Genomic DNA, 16615 nt, shown 5'->3' with positions numbered 1-16615 from the left:
GATGGAAAAGACTAGGGCCCGTCGCGCCTCAGATGCTCGCGCGGTACTCCGCCAGCACTTCCCGCACCCGGTCTTCGTCACGGTCGGCGACCGGGACGAGCAGCTCGGCGACCACGTCGGTGAGCTCGGCGATCCGCCGGTTGAGCTGCCGGTTCTCCTGCACCTCGGCCTCCAGGGCGACGAGGCGGGCGCGGACGCCGAACGTACGCCGCCGCGCGCGGCGGTAGCGGTCCTGGAGCAGCCGGACCCGGGCCTGGGCACCGGTGACGACGGGGTTGGTCACGGTTCGTTCCTCTCGCTGAGCGACCTGGAGGGACCAGGCCACCTGACTCGCATCCGGCACACCGCCGGGTCGGAATGCCCGAGCATGTCGACGCCCGGGCTGGTGCGGCTCTTCTCCACGACGCCGCCGGCGTCCTCGATCTCGCGGGCGATCAGCTCCGGGTCGAGGCGGCGGACGAGCCCCGCCGGCGCAGGGTCCGGCGGCGCGGGCCGGTCGGTCACCGCGCTGAACTCCAGGAACATCCAGCCGCCACCGCGCAGCGCCATCCGGCTCAGGACCCAGAGCTGGGCGCGGGCGACGTCGTCGATGCTGCCGAGGAGCTGACGGGCGTAGAGGTGGTGGGGATCGCGCGCCAGCTCGGCTCCCGCCAGGAGGACGGTGCGGAGCTCGTTGAGGATGAGCATCCGCACGTCCACCGCCAGACCGCGACGCCGCGCCTCCCGGCGTACGCCGCCCCGCGCCGCCCGGGAGAACTCGAACGCCCGGACCGGGTGCCCCTTCTTCGCGAACCACAGCGCGTCGCGCCCGGTGCCGCAGCCGATGTCGGCGATCGCCGCGCCCCGAGGGACCTGGCGCTCGACCCAGCGGGCGAACGACGACCTCCGCGCCGGCAGCTTCCAGGGCGCCGGACCTTGGTAGAACTCCGTCCACCGGCCCATGTCGGTGCGGAAGCCGCGCAGCCAGCCGTCGAGCCGCCGGATCCCGGGCAGCGGGTCGGCGTAGCGGAAGGACGGGTCCGGGGTCCGCCAGCCGGGGCCGTAGACGAACGCGAGCATCGCCTCGGGATCGGCAGGGGCCGGGAACTCGACGCCGTGCAGCTCGATCGTCGACACCGGCAGGACGGCCGACCTCGCGAGCCGGCCGCTGCGGTTGCCGAGCTGGTAGAAGGTGCCGTCGAGGTGGAAGGCGACGAACACGTCGATGTGGCACTGACGCCCGTCGCTCAACGGGAGCAGCAGCTTGATGTCGCCACCGGACATCCGCAGCAGGGTCCAGCCGAGCCGGAGCATCGTCCGCTCGATCCGGTAGGACTCGGCGATCAGGTCGGCGGGCGACGAGTGCCGGCTCAGGTAGCAGACGTCGGTGTCGGAGTCCGCGGCGATCATCTGCCCGTCGCGGACGGCGCCGAGGAGCGCGCCGTAGTTGAGGTAGGCCTCGACGCCGCAGGCGTCGCGCAGGTCGTCGATCGCCCGCCTCGTGCCGGCGAGGATCTCGGAGCGCACCCCGTCGTCGGTCGCCTCGAAGGCACGGCAGAGGTGCCCGACCTTGTCCACGGCGAGCGGCAGGCCCTGCGGGTCGACGACCGCGACCCGGTCCGGCCCGGTCGCGCCCCCGAGGACCACCTCGCGGTCGACGAGCACCCGGCTGCCGGCGACGTCGGCGACCCGCACCCGGACCCGGCCGAAGAGGAAGCGGCGCAGCACCGGCGGCCACGCGACCAGGATCCCGCTCCCCTGCGGCCGTCCGTCGCGGGCCGGCGAGAAGGCCCAGATGTAGCGGCCGTCGAACGTGAGCACCAGCGGCTCGCGACCCGCACCGCGCAGGTGCAGGCCCTCGTCGCTGACCGTGACGGTGTCGGCGGTGGCCGCCAGGACCTGGGTCACGACGCGGCGATCACGCGGCGGAGCTGGGTGCTCGAGGTGTGCAGGGTGTAGGGGAAGTAGACGACCTCGGCGCCCACCGTGGCGAGGCGTCGCTCGAGCTCCAGCCCCTTCGGGGTGTCGCGCCAGTCGTCGCCCTTGAAGAGCAGCCGGAAGCCGACCTCTTCCCAGGCGTCGAGCTTGTCGGTGGTGTGCTCGGCGTACGTCGCGTCCACGATGCCGATCGCGTCGACGATCGCGATCCGCTCCTCGAGCGGGACGAACGGGCGCACGCCCTTGACCGCCTCGCACACGTCGTCCGACACGACGCCGGCGACCAGCACGTCGCAGTGCTCACGCGCCTGCCGGAGGGCGTTGAGGTGTCCCACGTGGAAGAGGTCGAAGACACCGGGCACGTAGCCGACCAACGGACCCATCGAGCCCTCGTTTCTAGTTTGTCTAGTGTTTTACTGAACTTTAGCGCACGACCTACCCTCTCGACGTGGAACTCCCCGTCATGCCGCCGGTCCGACCGATGCTCGCGAAGGCCGTCAAGGGCGTGCCCGACCCGGAGAAGTACGGCGGGCTGAGCTTCGAGCCCAAGTGGGACGGCTTCCGCTGCCTGGTCTTCAAGGACGGCGACGAGGTGGAGCTGACCAGCCGCAACACCAAGCCGCTCACGCGCTACTTCCCCGAGGTGGTCGCCGCCATCCGTGAGCAGCTGCCCGAGCGGTGCGTGCTCGACGGCGAGCTCTTCGTGTCGATCGGCGAGCGCCTGGAGTTCGAGGTGCTGCAGGAGCGCATCCACCCGGCCGCGTCCCGGGTCGACATGCTGAGCGAGAAGACGCCCGCGTCGTACGTCGCCTTCGACCTGCTGGCTCTCGGGGACGAGTCCTACGTGGACCGGCCGTTCGCCGAGCGACGAGCCGCGCTCGAGGGGGCGCTCGGTGGGCTGACGGGGCCGTGCTTCCTCACCCGGACCACGACCGACCCGGCGGTCGCCGAGGAGTGGTTCACCGAGTTCGAGGGCGCGGGTCTGGACGGCGTGGTGGCCAAGCCGCTGGGCACGCCGTACGAGGAGAACGCCCGCACGATGCTGAAGATCAAGCACGAGCGGACCGCCGACGTCGTGGTCGCGGGCTACCGCGAGCACAAGACGAGCACCCCGGAGCGACCGTTGCTCGGCAGCCTCCTGCTCGGCCTGTACGCCGACGGCGAGCTGCAGCACATCGGGGTGAGCGCGAGCTTCACCGAGGCGCGGCGCGCGGAGCTGATCGAGGAGCTGCAGCCGCTGGTCGTCGACATCGCGGACCACCCGTGGGGACGCTGGCAGGAGTTCCTCACCGCCAACCCGGACCGCGTGCCCGGCACGCAGAGCCGCTGGAGCCAGGGCAAGGACCTGTCGTTCACGCCGCTGCGGCCCGAGCGGGTGCTCGAGGTGAAGTACGACCACATGGAGGGCCGGCGCTTCCGGCACACCGCCCAGTTCAAGCGCTGGCGGCCCGACCGCGACCCCGAGTCGTGCGGCTACGAGCAGTTGGAGGAACCTGTCTCCTACGACCTCGCTAGTGTCCTACGCGCACGGGCGTAGTGCGGTAGGCGTGGTCAGGGTGCGGGCGGCGCAAGGCGGCGTGGCGCTGGATCACTGGATGTCCTTCAGGTCACGCCAACGCAGCGACGTGCGTGCCATGGGCGCGCGGAGCGCGCCACGGCCTTGCGTGGAGGGCACTAGGATCCTGGGCGTCGACTGAGAGAGGCACACATGTCGGAGAACGCAGCACCCGAGACGTCCGGCGACCGCTACGACGTCGTACTCCTGATCGAGCAGGCCCTGACCGTGCAGGACGCCGCCCAGGTGCACTCGCTGCACGAGGGGCTGGACGTGCCGGTGACCTACCACGTGCTGCTCCCGCTCGAGGACGCCGCGGCGCGGATCGAGTCGGCCATGGGGTCGCTGACGGCCGGCGACATGCTGGCCTCCCCGACGACGCCGATGAGCGAGGCCGACCTCCAGGCGGTGCGCAAGGACTGCGAGGACCGCTCCAACTCCGAGCTCGGCGAGACGCTCGCCGCACTACGGGCCAGCGGCGCGACGGCGGTCGGGCAGGTCGTCGCCGAACCCCCCATCGACGCGCTCGCCGCGAAGCTCACCGAGGTCGACGGCCGCGAGGCGATCATCCTGACCCGCCCGCACGTCGTCTCGGAGTTCTTCCACCTCGACTGGACCTCGAAGGCCCGCCGCAAGCTCGGCGTGCCGATCCTGCACCTGCTCGAGCACGAGACCTTCGACGAGCAGGCCGAGGCGTACGGCGAAGAGGGCATCACGGGTCTCTGACCGGATGTCCCGCCGTCCGGGAGAGGTTGTCCGGTGAAGATCACGCAACGCCTCGAGGGCCGCGCGCGCACCGCGGCGCGCGCCGCCCGGGACCTCGGGCGGAGCCCGGCGAACGGACCGCAGGCGGTCTACGCCCGCGTCCTCGACGGCGAGCGGCTGTGGCTCGCGGTCGAGGCGGACGCCGGCGTGCCTGCGCTGCGCCGGGCCGGCGGGGAGATCGTCGATCCTGACAGCGACCTGCCGTCCGACCACGGCGCCCACGAGCCGGGTGTCCGCTCGGTCCGCTGGCTGCTCACCACGCTGCTCCCCGAGGAGCACGGCGCCGAGCTCGAGGTGGTCGTCCGACCGCGCGACGGCTCGGACCCGCTGCCCGTGCTCGGGCCCGAGCCGCACCCGGAGAGCCCGTCGCGCGCGGACACGACCCCGGACGGCCGCTGGCGGTTCGTGGTCGACGCCGAGCCAGGGCTGGTCGTGCGCGTACGCCGCACCGCGACACCTCCGGCCTCCCGGCTGCTGTCCGTGTCGGCCGGCCACGGGAGCGTCACCATCACCTGCGAGCGAGCGGGGCGCGACCACGCCGACCTGATCCTCGTCGACAGCGACCGGCAGGCCGTCGCGCGCCTCGCGACCGAGGCGACCGAGCACGGCTTCTCCTGCACCCTCACCAGCGCCCACCTCCCCGGACCCGGCGGCTACCGCGTCGCACTCGGCGACCCCGACGACTTCGTCCCGGTCACCCGCTGGCACGCCGACGTGCGCCTGGACGACCAGACCACCGCGCTGCTCCCGATGCTGACCGACGAGGACGGCGACCGGGTCGTCGCCCGGCTGCGCTTCAGCGCCCGCGGCAACCTCCGGCTGCACCACGCCGACCTCGACGCCAGGGACGACGCATGAGGATCGCGTTCCTCGTCCCCGGCATCGACGGTCCCGACGGCACCGCGCGCTCGGTCGTCACCCAGGCCAACGCCCTGGTCGACGCCGGTCACCAGGCCACGATCGTGAGCGTCGTACGACGCGAGCCCGAGCCGCACCACGCGATCCGGGCCGGCGTCGAGGTGGAGCACCTCGTGGACCTCTCCGACCCCGACGCGCCCCGGGCTCCCGGCATCGTCGAGGACGCCCTCGCCGCCCGGCTCGACGGCTGTCCGTCCCTCCTGGTCCCGGAGCGCTGGGAGGCACAGTTCACCGCCCTGACCGACGTCGGTCTCCAGCACCGCCTGCCCACGCTCGACGTCGACGTCGTGGTGACCGTGACGCCGGGGCTGCTCGCCCTGGCGGTCCAGCTGCTCCCCGATCGCCCGGTCGTCGTCCACCAGGAGCACGGGGCGCCGTCCGACCGCGTCGACGGCCTCGAGCCGCTGCTGGCCTTCGCGCCACGGGCCGACGTGGTCGCGCTGCTGACGCCCAGCGCCGCCGACTGGCTCACGGAGGCCCTCGGCAGGCTGACGCCGACGACGGTCGTCGTGCCCCACCCGCTCCCGCAGGGCTACCAGCCCCGCTCGACGCTCGAGACGAAGGTCATCGTCGGCGCCGGCCGACTGGTGAACGAGAAGGGCTTCACCAGGCTGATCAACGCGTTCGCCGAGATCGCGGACCAGATCCCGGGCTGGCGGCTCCGGATCCTCGGCGCCGGACCGGCGCGGATCACCCTGGTCCGCAGGATCCGCAAGCTCGGCCTCTACGACCGCGTCGAGCTGCCGGGGCAGAGCAGGGACATGCCGAGCGAATGGGCACGGGCCAGCGTCTCGGCGCTCAGCTCGCGGAGCGAGGGCCTGCCGCTCGTCGTCCAGGAGGCGATGGCGGCAGGGGTCCCCGTCGCGGCGTACGACGCGCCGGTCGGTGCCCGCGAGCTGATCCACCACGAGGTGGACGGGCTCCTCGTCGCTCCCGAGTCGGTCTCCGGACTGGCCAGTGCCCTGCTCCGGCTCACGACCGACGATGAGCTGCGGAACCGGCTCGGCCGCAACGCCCTCGCCTCCTCGCGGGCGTTCGCCGCAGACGCGATCGCCCGGCGGTGGGTCGAGATCTTCGAGGCCGCCATCGAGCGACGGTCCGCAGGCCCGGGCGGTCGCCTGCTGCAGCGAGCCGTCGAGCTGACCGACCGCGAGGGGCCAGCCGTGCTCGAGGTCGAGCCGCGTCCCGGCCTGACCCCTGCTGCCGCGCGGGCCCTGGCCCTGGGCTGGGCGACCACGTGCGCCGCCCGCGCGAGCGACACGTGGTTCGTCCAGCCGGCCCACGACGCACCGGCCCCGGTGGTCGTCGTCCCCATGCCCGCCCGGGCGCGGTTCCTCGCCGAGCTCGGCGCACAGGGCGCCCCGGCCGACCTGACCCTCGTCGACACCGCGGGCCACGGCTGGCCCGAGCGGCGGGGTGCGATCGCGGACCTGGCGCCCCTGCTCGCCGACGAGCGCGGGTCCCGGGTGAGCCTGGAGCCCTGGCCCACGTGGCAGGGGATGCCGACGCTGCTCGCCCAGGGCTGCCGCGTCGACGTGGAGTTCTGGGAGCTCGGGCCCGACGGCGACCTGGTCGCGCCCGGCGACAACCCCTTCACGCTGACGGTCCCGCACGGCACCCCCACGGTGCCCGTCGAGATCGAGGGCGTCGCCGTCCGGACGCTCCCCCTGATGGCGGAGCCGACGGTGCTCGACTGCACCCTCCCCATCGACGTCGTCTACACCTGGGTCGACGGCAGCGACCCGGCGTGGAACGCCGCCCGCGAGCAGCGCCTCGCGACGATGGTCGGTACGCCGACCACCCGGGAGTCCAGCGGCCGGGCCCGTTTCATCAACCGCGACGAGCTCCGCTACTCGATGCGAAGCGTCCACCTGTTCGCGCCGTGGGTCCGCCGGATCCACCTCGTCACGGCCGGACAGGTCCCGGCCTGGCTGGTCGACCACCCGCAGGTGAACGTCGTCGACCACGCCGCGATCCTGCCCACTGACGCGCTCCCGACCTTCAACTCGCACGCCATCGAGAGCCGCCTCCACGCGATCCCGGACCTGGCCGAGCACTTCGTCTACCTCAACGACGACTTCCTGCTCGGCCGCCCGCTGGCTCCCCAGATGTTCTTCACGGCGGCCGGCCAGACCAGGGTCTTCCTCTCCGGGCGCGCCATCGGCCTCGACGACCTGCCGGGTGCAGCCCCCTGGCTCAAGGGTGCGTGGAACAACCGGGCCCTGCTGCGCGAGGCGTTCGGCGCGGTGTCGACGAGCAGCCTCTCCCACGCGCCGTACGCCCTCCGACGCTCGGTGCTCGAGGAGATCGAGCGACGCTTCCCCGAAGCCGTCGCCCGCACGACCCGGTCACCCTTCCGCTCCGACACGGACGTGTCGATGGCGTCGTCCCTCGCTCAGCACTACGGCCTGCTGACCGGGACCGCCGTCGTCGGCGAGGGCGAGATCCTCTACGTCGACCTCAGCGCGAGCGACCTGCCACGTCGTCTGCGCAAGGTGATGCAACGCGAGCAGGACGTCCTCTGCCTCGCCGACAACCACGACCACTCGTTGAAGCCCGAGGCGCTGCAGCAGGTGCTCGGCGACTTCTTCGAGGGCTACGTGCCGGTGCCGGCGCCGTGGGAGAGCTCGGACTGAGTCAGAGGACGAAGCGGCTGCTCGGCCAGAGGGTGCGCAGGTCCCGGTCGGGGAACCGGTCGGCGACGGCCTCGTACGTCGCGCGCAGGTGCGTGGCGACGGTCTCGACCACGTCGTCCGGCAGCGCGTCGACGCCCCGGGCCGCCGAGACGTTGGACCTGCGGTCGAAGTCGGGCTCGTGGGCGTCGATGCCGACGACCCGGCAGATCTCACGCACCTGCTCGACGTCGAAGAGCTCCTCGTAGAACCCGTGCACGAGGTCGTCCGGGGCGAAGACGGCATCGAGGTTGCGCAACGTGACCTCGTAGCGCGACCACGGCTCGAAGAGCGGGTCGGCGTAGAGACGTCCGACCATCTCGTTCGCCGGCGCCGGGAAGCGGCCGGGGAACCGGCCCTCCTGCATCCGGATCTGCGACCAGATCCGGTCGACCGGGTCGCGCATGAGGAACATCGCGACCGTCCTCACCCGGCGCGCCGCGAACGCGTCGCGGATCTCCTCGAGCCGCTCGACCGGGAGCAGGGCGTACTCCGGGGTGATGTCGGCCGTCAGCCGGATGCGCGGCCGGGTGCGGAGCAGCCCGGCGAAGTAGTCGTAGTAGAACCGCGGGTCGGCGATCATGCTCGCCCGGTGCAGGTGCACCGGGTCGGCCGCCTCGCCGCTCCGCAGGTGGTCGAGCTCGGTCTGCGCCATGTCGAGGTTGCGCTCTCGCCACTGCTCGGCAGGGAGGTCGACGCTGTCGAAGACGTGGTACTCCTTGCGGTAGCCCTTCACGAACTGCGGGGACCTCGCCAGGTAGTGGTGCACCCACGTGGTGCCCGCCTTCTGGGCCCCGACGCCGAGCAGGAACGTCTTCTCGGGCATCAGCGCTTCCAGGGGAGCCTGGACCTGCCGGTCGACTCCTCGGCGCCGCCGTCACGACCGAGCTGCTTCTCCAGCTCGGCGACCTGACGCTTGCGCCGGTCGAGACGCCTCTTGAGGTCGGCCGTCTTCTCGGCGTGCGCCGCCCTGAGCCTCTCCTGCACGGCGCGGCGTTCCTGCGCGACGGCGACGCTCGTGTGGTCGATCGTGATCGCCTCGGCGTACTGGTGCAGCGCGACGTAGCTCTCGTGCATCTCCGCGAGGGTCGCGATCGCGGCCTCGTCGTACGGCGCGTCGACGAGCACGTCGCAGGCGCCCCACGCCGCGACCGCCTGCTCCTGCAGCTGCGGGATCGTGTCCACCTCGTCCCAGGTGATCTGGGCACGGTTGAGCTTGACGTCGATGAAGTCGTCGACGTCGTGGTGCTCGGTGGACGTCAGGTCGGCGTCGTAGGTGACCCCGGTCTGCTCTGCGGCCTGGCGCATGGCGCCGCGCCAGTCGGCGAGCAGGTCGGCGTACCTGACGAACGCGCGCGGGTGGGCGCGGGTCGCGACCTCGGTCTCGTACGCCGCATTGACCCACCCGGCGAGGTTGGCGGTCTGCCGTGCTCGACGGAAGTCGTCGGGCTTGTCGCTGTGGTAGTGCGTCGTCCGCGACTGCACGACCTGGGTGGGGTGGCGGAGCATCGTCAGGAAGGAGAGGTCGAGGTCGAGGTCGGCGGCGACGTTGCTCCACAGCTCGTGCACCCAGAACGTGGTCGGGTCCTTGATCGCCAGCTGTCCGCCCGGCCCGACGATCGCGACCTGCTCGGCCAGCCACGTGGCCAGCTCCTCGCGCACCTCGGGCGCCGCGGCGGCCTCACGGATCTGCTCGGCGGCCAGCGGACGCGCGTCGTTGGGCCGGGTCGGGATGGAGTCGAGCAGACCCTTGTGGAAGTTGATGACCCAGGCCGGCTCGTAGAAGCCACGCGGGTTGCGCTCGTCGGCCGGCATCTCGGGCTGCGGGACGTAGAGGCCCAGCCGCTTGAGGGTGCCCGCGACGGTGCTGGTGCCACTGCGACCCGATCCGGTCACGACGAGGAGGCGGCCACGGGTGGCTGGAGCGGACTCGGGCACGGGGGTTCCTCGGGACTTCGGCGGCGAACAACGCCCAACAGTAACGGTCGCGCGTGCCCGGTCGGCCCCGACAGTCAGCCCAGACCGCGGAAGGACAGCGCGTGCCAGCGCGGTCCGACCGGGGTGAGCTCGACCCGGCGCGGGTCGAGCCCGTCGTGCGGCGCGTCCCCGCGCACGATCTGCACCTCGAGGCGTGACTCCGAGAGCCCCTCGGCCAGCCCCTCGCCCCACTCGACGACGGTCACGGCGTCGTCGAGGGAGGTGTCGAGGTCGAGGTCGTCGAGCTCCTCGAGGCCGCCGAGCCGGTAGGCGTCGACGTGCACCAGCTCCGGGCCGCCGACCAGTGACGGGTGGACCCGGGCGATGACGAAGGTCGGCGACGTGACGTCACCGCGGACGCCGAGCCCGGCGCCGAGGCCCTGGGTGAAGGTCGTCTTGCCCGCGCCGAGCTCACCGCTGAGGACGATCAGGTCACCGGGCGCGAGCTGGCCCGCGAGCGACCGTCCGAGGCCACGCATCGCGTCGGCGTCGGGTGCCTGGAAGACGTGGGTGCGCAGCGGCCGGCGCAGCTCGACGTTGGGCGACTCGCGCCGGATCTCGCGGAAGCCCTGGCGGTCCCAGAACGCCACGGTCTGCGGCAGCTCCTCGCGCGCCACGACGGTGAGGTCCTCGGAGCCGTCGGCTGCCTCGACGGCCGCGTCGATCAGAGCCGCGGCGACGCCGTGCCCCTGGGCGGCTGGGGCGACCCCGAACCGGCGGAGGTACGTCGTGCTCCCGATCGGGTCGAGCACCAACGCTCCCACGGGCTCGCCGTCGAGCGTGGCCAGCAGACCGCCGGCCCCGGCGAGCTTGTCCGCGATCGACTCCTCGGTCTCGGTGAGCGCAGCGGCGGGCGGGTCGAGGGGCGGGCGCGCCTCGAAGGCCGCGCGCACGACGGCGAGGACGTCTGCTGCGGCCTCGGGGCCGACGCGGTGGATCTCGACGCTCACGGCACGTCCTCGGCTCCGGTCGCGGCGAGCAGTCGGTCGAGCTCGCCGTTGACCTCGTCGTGTCGTTCGAGGAGCACCATGTGGCCGGCGCCGTGCGCCTCGATCAGCCGGGAGCCGGCGATCCGGGACTCGAGCTTGCGGCTGTGGCCGATCGAGGTCAGCTTGTCGGCGGTGCCGCAGATGATCGTCGTGGGCACCTTCGCGAGCACCCCGACGGCGTCGAACTTGTCGAGCGAGGCGAAGCCCGGGAAGAACTCCGCGACCACCTCGAACGGCGTCTCGGAGAGCATCCGGTCGACGAACTCGACGTAGCTCCCGGGGACGTCGTCGCCGAAGGCGAGCTCGGCGGTCGCGACCAGGGCGATGTCCTTGCCGATGCGGCGGACCCCGTCGACCACACGGTGGCCGCGCGCCAGCACCGAGACACCGCGCCCGACCGCGCCCGCGCTCCCCCACGCCGGCACCATCGGGAAGAGGATCCGGCTGGGCTCCAGCCCGCCGGCGGTGGTCGAGATCAGCGCGACGCCGACCACGCGGTCGCCGAAGAGCTCGGGGTGGAGCTCGGCCAGCGCGGCGATGGTCATCCCGCCCATCGAGTGACCGACCAGCACGACCGGGCCGTCCGGGGCGACGGCGTCCATCACGGCGAGGAGGTCGCGGCCGAGCTGGTCGATGGTGGCGTTGCCCATCGGCGAGCGACCGGACCGGCCGTGCGAGCGCTGGTCGTAGAACACGGTGCGGACCCGCCCGCGCAGGTGCTCGCGCTGGAAGTGCCAGCAGTCCAGCTGCAGCGCGTAGCCGTGGGCGAAGATCACGGTCAGCGGCGGCTTCGGCTTGCGCAACCGGCTCTTCGGCACCGCGTCCGGCTCGTCGACCTCGACGTGGAGCGGCGTGCCGTCGTCGGCGACCACCGTGATCGGGTCCGACCGCAGCGAGCCGAACGCCGGGGCGTCCTCGACGTCGCGGGCCTCGATCCGCCGGCGCTGCCGGTTGACGCCGATGCCGGCGCCTGCGGCCGCCAGGCCGACCGCTCCGATGGTGACCGCGCCGATCACGCGTCCGCGCACGCTCATGCGTCGACGTACCTCCGGGTCATCCGACCTCCGATGCGGGTGACGATCTCATAGGAGATGGTGCCGGCGGCCTCCGCCCAGTCCTGGGCGGTCGGCTCGCCGTGGGTGCCGGGACCGAAGAGGACGACGTCCTCGCCCGGGGTCGGCAGGTCACCGCCGAGGTCGACGACGAACTGGTCCATGCAAACCCGTCCCCGGACCGCGCGACGCTTGCCGCCGACCTGGACCTGCGCGACGTTGCTGGCGTGGCGCGGCACGCCCTCGCCGTACCCGACCGGCACCAGGCCGACCGTCGTGTCGGTGTCGGCGGTCCAGGTGTGGCCGTAGGAGACGCTGTCGCCGGCGTGGAGCGGCTTGGCGAGCGCGAGGGTGGCGCGGGCGGTCATGGCCGGGACCAGGCCGAGGTCGGGGGTGTGGCCCGGCGCCGGGTCGAGGCCGTACGACGCGAGGCCGAACCGGACCAGGTCGAAGCGGCTGCTCGGACGCAGGATCCCGGCGGCCGAGTTGGCCAGGTGGCGGACCTCGGGCCGGAGGCCGGCGTCCTCGGCGACGACGAGGGCCTCGCGGTAGGCCGCCTCCTGGGCGTCGTTGGCGCGATGGTCGGGTTCGTCGCTCGCGGCGAGGTGCGACCAGATGCCGGTGACCGTCCAGTGGCCGGCCTGCTCGCCCGCACGGGCGGCGGCGACCAGCGCGGGCCAGTCGGCCGACGACGCACCGCCCCGGTTGAGGCCGGTGTCGACCTTGAGCTGGAGCCGGGCGTGCCGACCGGTCGCGGCGATCTCCGCGAGCTCGTCGGTGGAGTAGGCGGTGAGGTCGATGTCGGCGTCGATCGCGGCGGCGTAGTCCTCGCCCGGGACGGTCAGCCAGGCGAGCAGCCGGCCGGTGTCACCGGCTGCGCGGAGCGCGAGCGCCTCGTCGAGGGTCGCGACGCCGATCCAGGCCGAGCCCGCCTCGCGAGCGGCCCGCGCGACCTCGACCATCCCGTGGCCGTAGGCGTCCGCCTTCACGACGGTCATCGAGTCGACCCCGGTGAGCTCGCGCAGGGTGCGCACGTTGTGCCGGATCGCGCCGAGATCGACGACGATCTCTGCTCGGGCCGGGGTCATGACCCCGATTCTCCCATCACCGCCCGGGCAGGCCTCGGACGGCTGCCGGGATGGACGCGGCGACCTGGCCCGCGACGATCGGCCCGCCGCGCGACGCGAGGGTCGCAGCGGCACCGTGCAGCCACGAGCCGACCGACGCGGCGTCGTACGGCGTGAGGCCGGAGGCGAGCAGCGCGCCGACCAGTCCGCCGAGCACGTCGCCCGCGCCTGCCGTGGCCAGCCAGGGCGTGCCGGTGGTGGTCGCGCGGACCCGGCCGTCGGGGTGGGCGACCAGCGTGTGGCGCCCCTTGAGCAGCACGACGCAGCCGTAGCGCTCGGTCGCGGCCCGGACGAAGTGCAGGGGGCGCGCCTCGATGTCGGCCCGGTCGGCGCCGAGCATCGCCGCGAGCTCACCGGCGTGCGGGGTGAGCACGGCGTCCGCCGGAGGTCGCTCGAGGTGGGCGAGCGCGTCGGCGTCGATCACGAGAGGTACGCCGTCGGCGAGCGCTGAGGTGAGCTCGTCGCCCGCGTGCTCCCCACCTCCGGACCCGACGACCCACGCCTGCACGCGGCCCTCCCCGACGACCTCGGGGTGGGCGTCGCGCACCCGGGCGGCCACCGACTCGGGTCCGACGTACCGCACCATGCCGCAGAGCCCGCTGGCCGCGCCCGCCACGCTGAGCAGGGCGGCGCCGGGGTACTGCGTGCTCCCGGCTCGGACGCCGACGACGCCGCGGACGTACTTCTGGGCGTCCGGTTCCGGCCGCGGCAGCAGGTCCGCGACGTCCTCGGGCTGAAGCGCCTCGACCGCGGCGGCCGGGAGGTCGAGCCCGATGTCGACCAGCTGGACCGCCCCGCTGGCCCGGGCGGCCGGGTCGACCAGGTGCGCGATCTTGTGGGTGCCGAAGGTGACGGTCAGGGCCGCCTCGACGTGCGGTCCGTCCAGCTCGCCGGTGTCGACGTCGACCCCGCTCGGGGTGTCGACCGCGACGACCGGGATGCCCGCGACGGCCTCGAGCGCTGCCTGGGCGCCTTCGCGGAGGCCCGGCCGACCACCGATGCCGACGATCCCGTCGACCACGAGGTCCGGCCGCGTCGGCTCACCCGTGATGGTGCGGCCACCCGCCTGGCGCAGTGCTGTCGTCCCGGACTCGTGCGCCTGGTCGGACAGCAGCCACGCCTCGACCTGCACCCCGCGCCGGGCCAGCATCGCCCCGGCGTACAACGCGTCTCCGCCGTTGTCCCCGGACCCGACCAGCAGCAGCACCCGGCGGCCGTACGCCGACCCGAGCAGGTCGATCACGGCGTACGCCAGCCCGGCCGCGGCCCGCTGCATCAGCGCACCTTCCGGCAGCCGCGCCATCAGCTCCGCCTCGGCCGCCCGCACCTGCTCGACCGTGTGTGCCCGCCTCATAGGTCGACCGTATCTGCCACGCACCTGACGTACGTGTCGTGATCTGGACGAATTCGCGACACGTACGTCAGGTGCGTCAGCCCTCCAGCACCACCACGGCCGACGCGATGCCGGCGTCGTGGGAGAGCGAGACGTGCACGGAGGCCACGCCGAGCTCGGTCGCGCGGGCGAGCACCGAGCCGCGCATCTCGAGCAGCGGCCGCCCGGACGACTCGGAGACCACCTCGGCGTCGTGCCACGACAGCCCGACCGGGGCGCCGAGCGCCTTGGCGAGCGCCTCCTTGGCGGCGAAGCGAGCGGCCAGCGATGCGAGCGGACGCCTCGCCTCGGCCGGGGTGAAGAGACGTTCGCGCAGCCCCGGCGTGCGCTCGAGGGAGAGCCCGAACCGCTCGATCTCGCAGACGTCGATGCCGACCCCGACGATCATTCGACGGTCACGGACTTGGCGAGGTTGCGCGGCTGGTCGACGTCGTGGCCCATCCGCGTGGCGAGCTCGCAGGCGAAGAGCTGGAGGGGTACGACGGCCACCAGCGGCTGCAGCAGGACCGGCACGCGGGGCAGGCGGATCACCACGTCGGCGTACGGCGTGATCGCGTCGTCGCCCTCCTCGACCAGGCAGATCGTCCGGGCGCCGCGCGCACGGACCTCCTGGATGCCGCTGACCATCTTGTCGCGCAGCTGGTCGCGACCGGCGGGAGGTACGACGCACAGCACCGGCAGCCCGGGCTCCACCAGCGCGATCGGTCCGTGTTTGAGCTCGCCGGCGGCGAAGCCCTCCGCGTGGATGTAGGCCAGCTCCTTGAGCTTGAGCGCACCCTCGAGGGCGACCGGGTAGCCGGCGTGCCGGCCGAGGAAGAGCACCGACCGGGTGTCGACGTGCTCGGCGGCCATCTCGTAGACAGCCGGAGCGCCGGCGAGCACGGAGGCGATGTGGTCGGGCATCGCCTCGAGCTGCTCCATCACCTGGTCGATCTCGTCGCCGTAGCGCGTGCCCTTGACCTGGGCGAGGTAGAGCGCGAGCAGGTAGCAGGCGACCAGCTGGGTCAGGAACCCCTTGGTCGACGCCACCCCGATCTCCGGACCGGCGTGCGTGTAGATCACCGCGTCGGACTCGCGCGGGATGGTCGAGCCGTTGGTGTTGCAGATCGCCAGCACCTTCGAGCGCTGGGTGCGCGCGTGCCGGATCGCCTGCAGCGTGTCGGCGGTCTCGCCCGACTGGCTGATCGCCACGACCAACGTGGAGTAGTCGAGGATCGGGTCGCGGTAGCGGAACTCCGACGCCAGCTCGACCTCGACCGGCACGCGGGTCCAGTGCTCGATGGCGTACTTCGCGACCATGCCGGCGTAGAACGACGTGCCGCACGCGATGATGATGACCTTGTCGACGTCGCGCAGCTCCTGGTCGGACAGCCGCATCTCGTCGAGGTGCAGGTGGCCCTCCGGCGTACGCCGTCCGAGCAGCGAGTCCGCGACGGCACGCGGTTGCTCGAAGATCTCCTTGCGCATGAACCAGTCGTGGCCGTCCTTCTCGGCCGCCGACAGGTCCCAGTCGACGTGGTAGCGCCTGCCCTCGGCGGGGCTGCCGTCGAAGTGCACGACCGACACCCCGTCCCGGGTGATCGTGACGACCTGGTCCTGGCCGAGCTCCATCGCCTCGCGGGTGTGCTCGATGAACGCCGAGACGTCCGAGCCCAGGAAGTTCTCCCCGTCGCCGATACCGACGACCAGCGGCGAGCTGCGCCGCGCAGCCACGACGCGGTCGGGGTCGTGCGCGTCCACCGCCACGAGCGTGAAAGCGCCCTCGAGCTGCGCGACGACGCGCAGCATCGCGGTCGTCAGGTCGACGCCCGACTCGACCTGCAGCTCCAGCAGCTGGGCGGCCACCTCGGTGTCGGTCTCCGAGAGCATCACGTGGTCGTCGGCCTCGATCCGGGCGCGCAGCTCGGCGAAGTTCTCGATGATCCCGTTGTGCACGAGCGCGACCCGACGCGAGCGGCCGCTGTGCGGGTGGGCGTTGACGTCGTTGGGCGCGCCGTGGGTCGCCCACCGGGTGTGCCCGATGCCGAGCGTGGCTGCGGGAAGGGGCCGGTCGGCGATCGCCTTCTCGAGGTTGGCGAGCTTGCCCGCCCGCTTGTCGGAGGCGATCGAGCCGTCCGCGACCAGCGCGACCCCGGCCGAGTCGTAGCCGCGGTACTCGAGCCTACGGAGGCCCTCGATCACGACGTCCTGGGCCTGCTTGTGACCCACGTAACCGACGATCCCGCACATGGGTGTCACTGTATCGGCGGG

General features: G+C 72.9%; 15 protein-coding genes. 4 read left to right on the top strand and 11 right to left on the bottom strand.

Annotated features, from left to right (window positions below; translation table 11 throughout):
* Nucleotides 1-28: 28 nt before the first annotated feature.
* From ABLE68_RS12355 to ABLE68_RS12345, 3 genes are read right to left on the bottom strand one after another with little or no spacing between them, the layout of a single operon-like run.
* Nucleotides 29-283 carry a DUF6752 domain-containing protein gene (locus ABLE68_RS12355; RefSeq protein ID WP_348871676.1) on the bottom strand — a complete coding sequence of 85 codons (255 nt, stop codon included), beginning with the start codon at nt 281-283 and terminating at the stop codon, nt 29-31.
* Nucleotides 280-1887, bottom strand: a complete 1608-nt coding sequence (locus ABLE68_RS12350) for a class I SAM-dependent methyltransferase (RefSeq protein WP_348871675.1) — start codon at nt 1885-1887, stop codon at nt 280-282. Before ABLE68_RS12350 ends, ABLE68_RS12355 begins: the two co-directional genes overlap by 4 nt.
* Complete coding sequence (locus tag ABLE68_RS12345; protein ID WP_348871673.1) at nt 1884-2300, bottom strand: FAD synthase family protein; 417 nt, start codon at nt 2298-2300, stop codon at nt 1884-1886. Before ABLE68_RS12345 ends, ABLE68_RS12350 begins: the two co-directional genes overlap by 4 nt.
* Nucleotides 2301-2365: 65 nt before the next feature.
* Between ABLE68_RS12345 and ABLE68_RS12340 the strand changes: the two genes are divergently transcribed.
* The 4 genes from ABLE68_RS12340 (at nt 2366) to ABLE68_RS12325 (ending at nt 7791) form a co-directional block, all read left to right on the top strand.
* Nucleotides 2366-3454 carry an ATP-dependent DNA ligase gene (locus ABLE68_RS12340; RefSeq protein WP_348871672.1) on the top strand — a complete coding sequence of 363 codons (1089 nt, stop codon included), beginning with the start codon at nt 2366-2368 and terminating at the stop codon, nt 3452-3454.
* A 171-nt stretch (nt 3455-3625) separates the two neighbouring features.
* Nucleotides 3626-4198: a hypothetical protein gene (locus ABLE68_RS12335; protein WP_348871671.1), complete on the top strand. Its 573-nt coding sequence runs from the start codon at nt 3626-3628 to the stop codon at nt 4196-4198.
* A gap of 33 nt (nt 4199-4231) precedes the next feature.
* Nucleotides 4232-5095 (top strand): hypothetical protein, encoded by an 864-nt coding sequence (locus tag ABLE68_RS12330; RefSeq protein ID WP_348871670.1) that lies wholly within the window; start codon nt 4232-4234, stop codon nt 5093-5095.
* Nucleotides 5092-7791, top strand: a complete 2700-nt coding sequence (locus ABLE68_RS12325) for a stealth conserved region 3 domain-containing protein (protein WP_348871668.1) — start codon at nt 5092-5094, stop codon at nt 7789-7791. The genes ABLE68_RS12330 and ABLE68_RS12325 overlap by 4 nt, the downstream gene beginning before the upstream one ends.
* A gap of 1 nt (nt 7792) precedes the next feature.
* On the opposite strand, the gene ABLE68_RS12320 is transcribed toward ABLE68_RS12325, so the two are convergent.
* The 8 genes from ABLE68_RS12320 to glmS all read right to left on the bottom strand — a co-directional run bounded on the left by ABLE68_RS12320 (nt 7793) and on the right by glmS (nt 16594).
* The gene (locus tag ABLE68_RS12320) at nt 7793-8653 is read right to left on the bottom strand and encodes a sulfotransferase (RefSeq protein WP_348871667.1); all 861 of its coding nucleotides are present in this window, start codon (nt 8651-8653) and stop codon (nt 7793-7795) included.
* Entirely contained in the window at nt 8653-9765 is a 1113-nt protein-coding gene (locus ABLE68_RS12315; RefSeq protein WP_348871666.1) for a sulfotransferase family protein, read from the bottom strand. The genes ABLE68_RS12320 and ABLE68_RS12315 overlap by 1 nt, the downstream gene beginning before the upstream one ends.
* Before the next feature lie 74 nt (nt 9766-9839).
* Entirely contained in the window at nt 9840-10754 is a 915-nt protein-coding gene (gene tsaE / locus ABLE68_RS12310; RefSeq protein ID WP_348871665.1) for a tRNA (adenosine(37)-N6)-threonylcarbamoyltransferase complex ATPase subunit type 1 TsaE, read from the bottom strand.
* Nucleotides 10751-11827, bottom strand: coding sequence for an alpha/beta fold hydrolase (locus tag ABLE68_RS12305; RefSeq protein WP_348871662.1), 1077 nt, complete (start codon nt 11825-11827; stop codon nt 10751-10753). The genes tsaE and ABLE68_RS12305 overlap by 4 nt, the downstream gene beginning before the upstream one ends.
* Entirely contained in the window at nt 11824-12933 is a 1110-nt protein-coding gene (gene alr / locus ABLE68_RS12300; RefSeq protein ID WP_348871661.1) for an alanine racemase, read from the bottom strand. Before alr ends, ABLE68_RS12305 begins: the two co-directional genes overlap by 4 nt.
* Before the next feature lie 16 nt (nt 12934-12949).
* Complete coding sequence (locus tag ABLE68_RS12295) at nt 12950-14326, bottom strand: NAD(P)H-hydrate dehydratase (protein ID WP_348871659.1); 1377 nt, start codon at nt 14324-14326, stop codon at nt 12950-12952.
* Between the two features lie 76 nt (nt 14327-14402).
* Nucleotides 14403-14753, bottom strand: coding sequence for a holo-ACP synthase (locus ABLE68_RS12290; protein ID WP_348871657.1), 351 nt, complete (start codon nt 14751-14753; stop codon nt 14403-14405).
* Nucleotides 14750-16594, bottom strand: coding sequence for a glutamine--fructose-6-phosphate transaminase (isomerizing) (glmS, locus tag ABLE68_RS12285; protein ID WP_348871656.1), 1845 nt, complete (start codon nt 16592-16594; stop codon nt 14750-14752). Before glmS ends, ABLE68_RS12290 begins: the two co-directional genes overlap by 4 nt.
* Nucleotides 16595-16615 lie beyond the last annotated feature (21 nt).

This window comes from Nocardioides pollutisoli (assembly GCF_040045055.1).
Taxonomy (GTDB): Bacteria; Actinomycetota; Actinomycetes; order Propionibacteriales; family Nocardioidaceae; genus Nocardioides; species Nocardioides tweenelious.
Note: the sequence above shows the minus strand (reverse complement) of the source record. Positions and strands in the feature narration are given on the sequence as shown.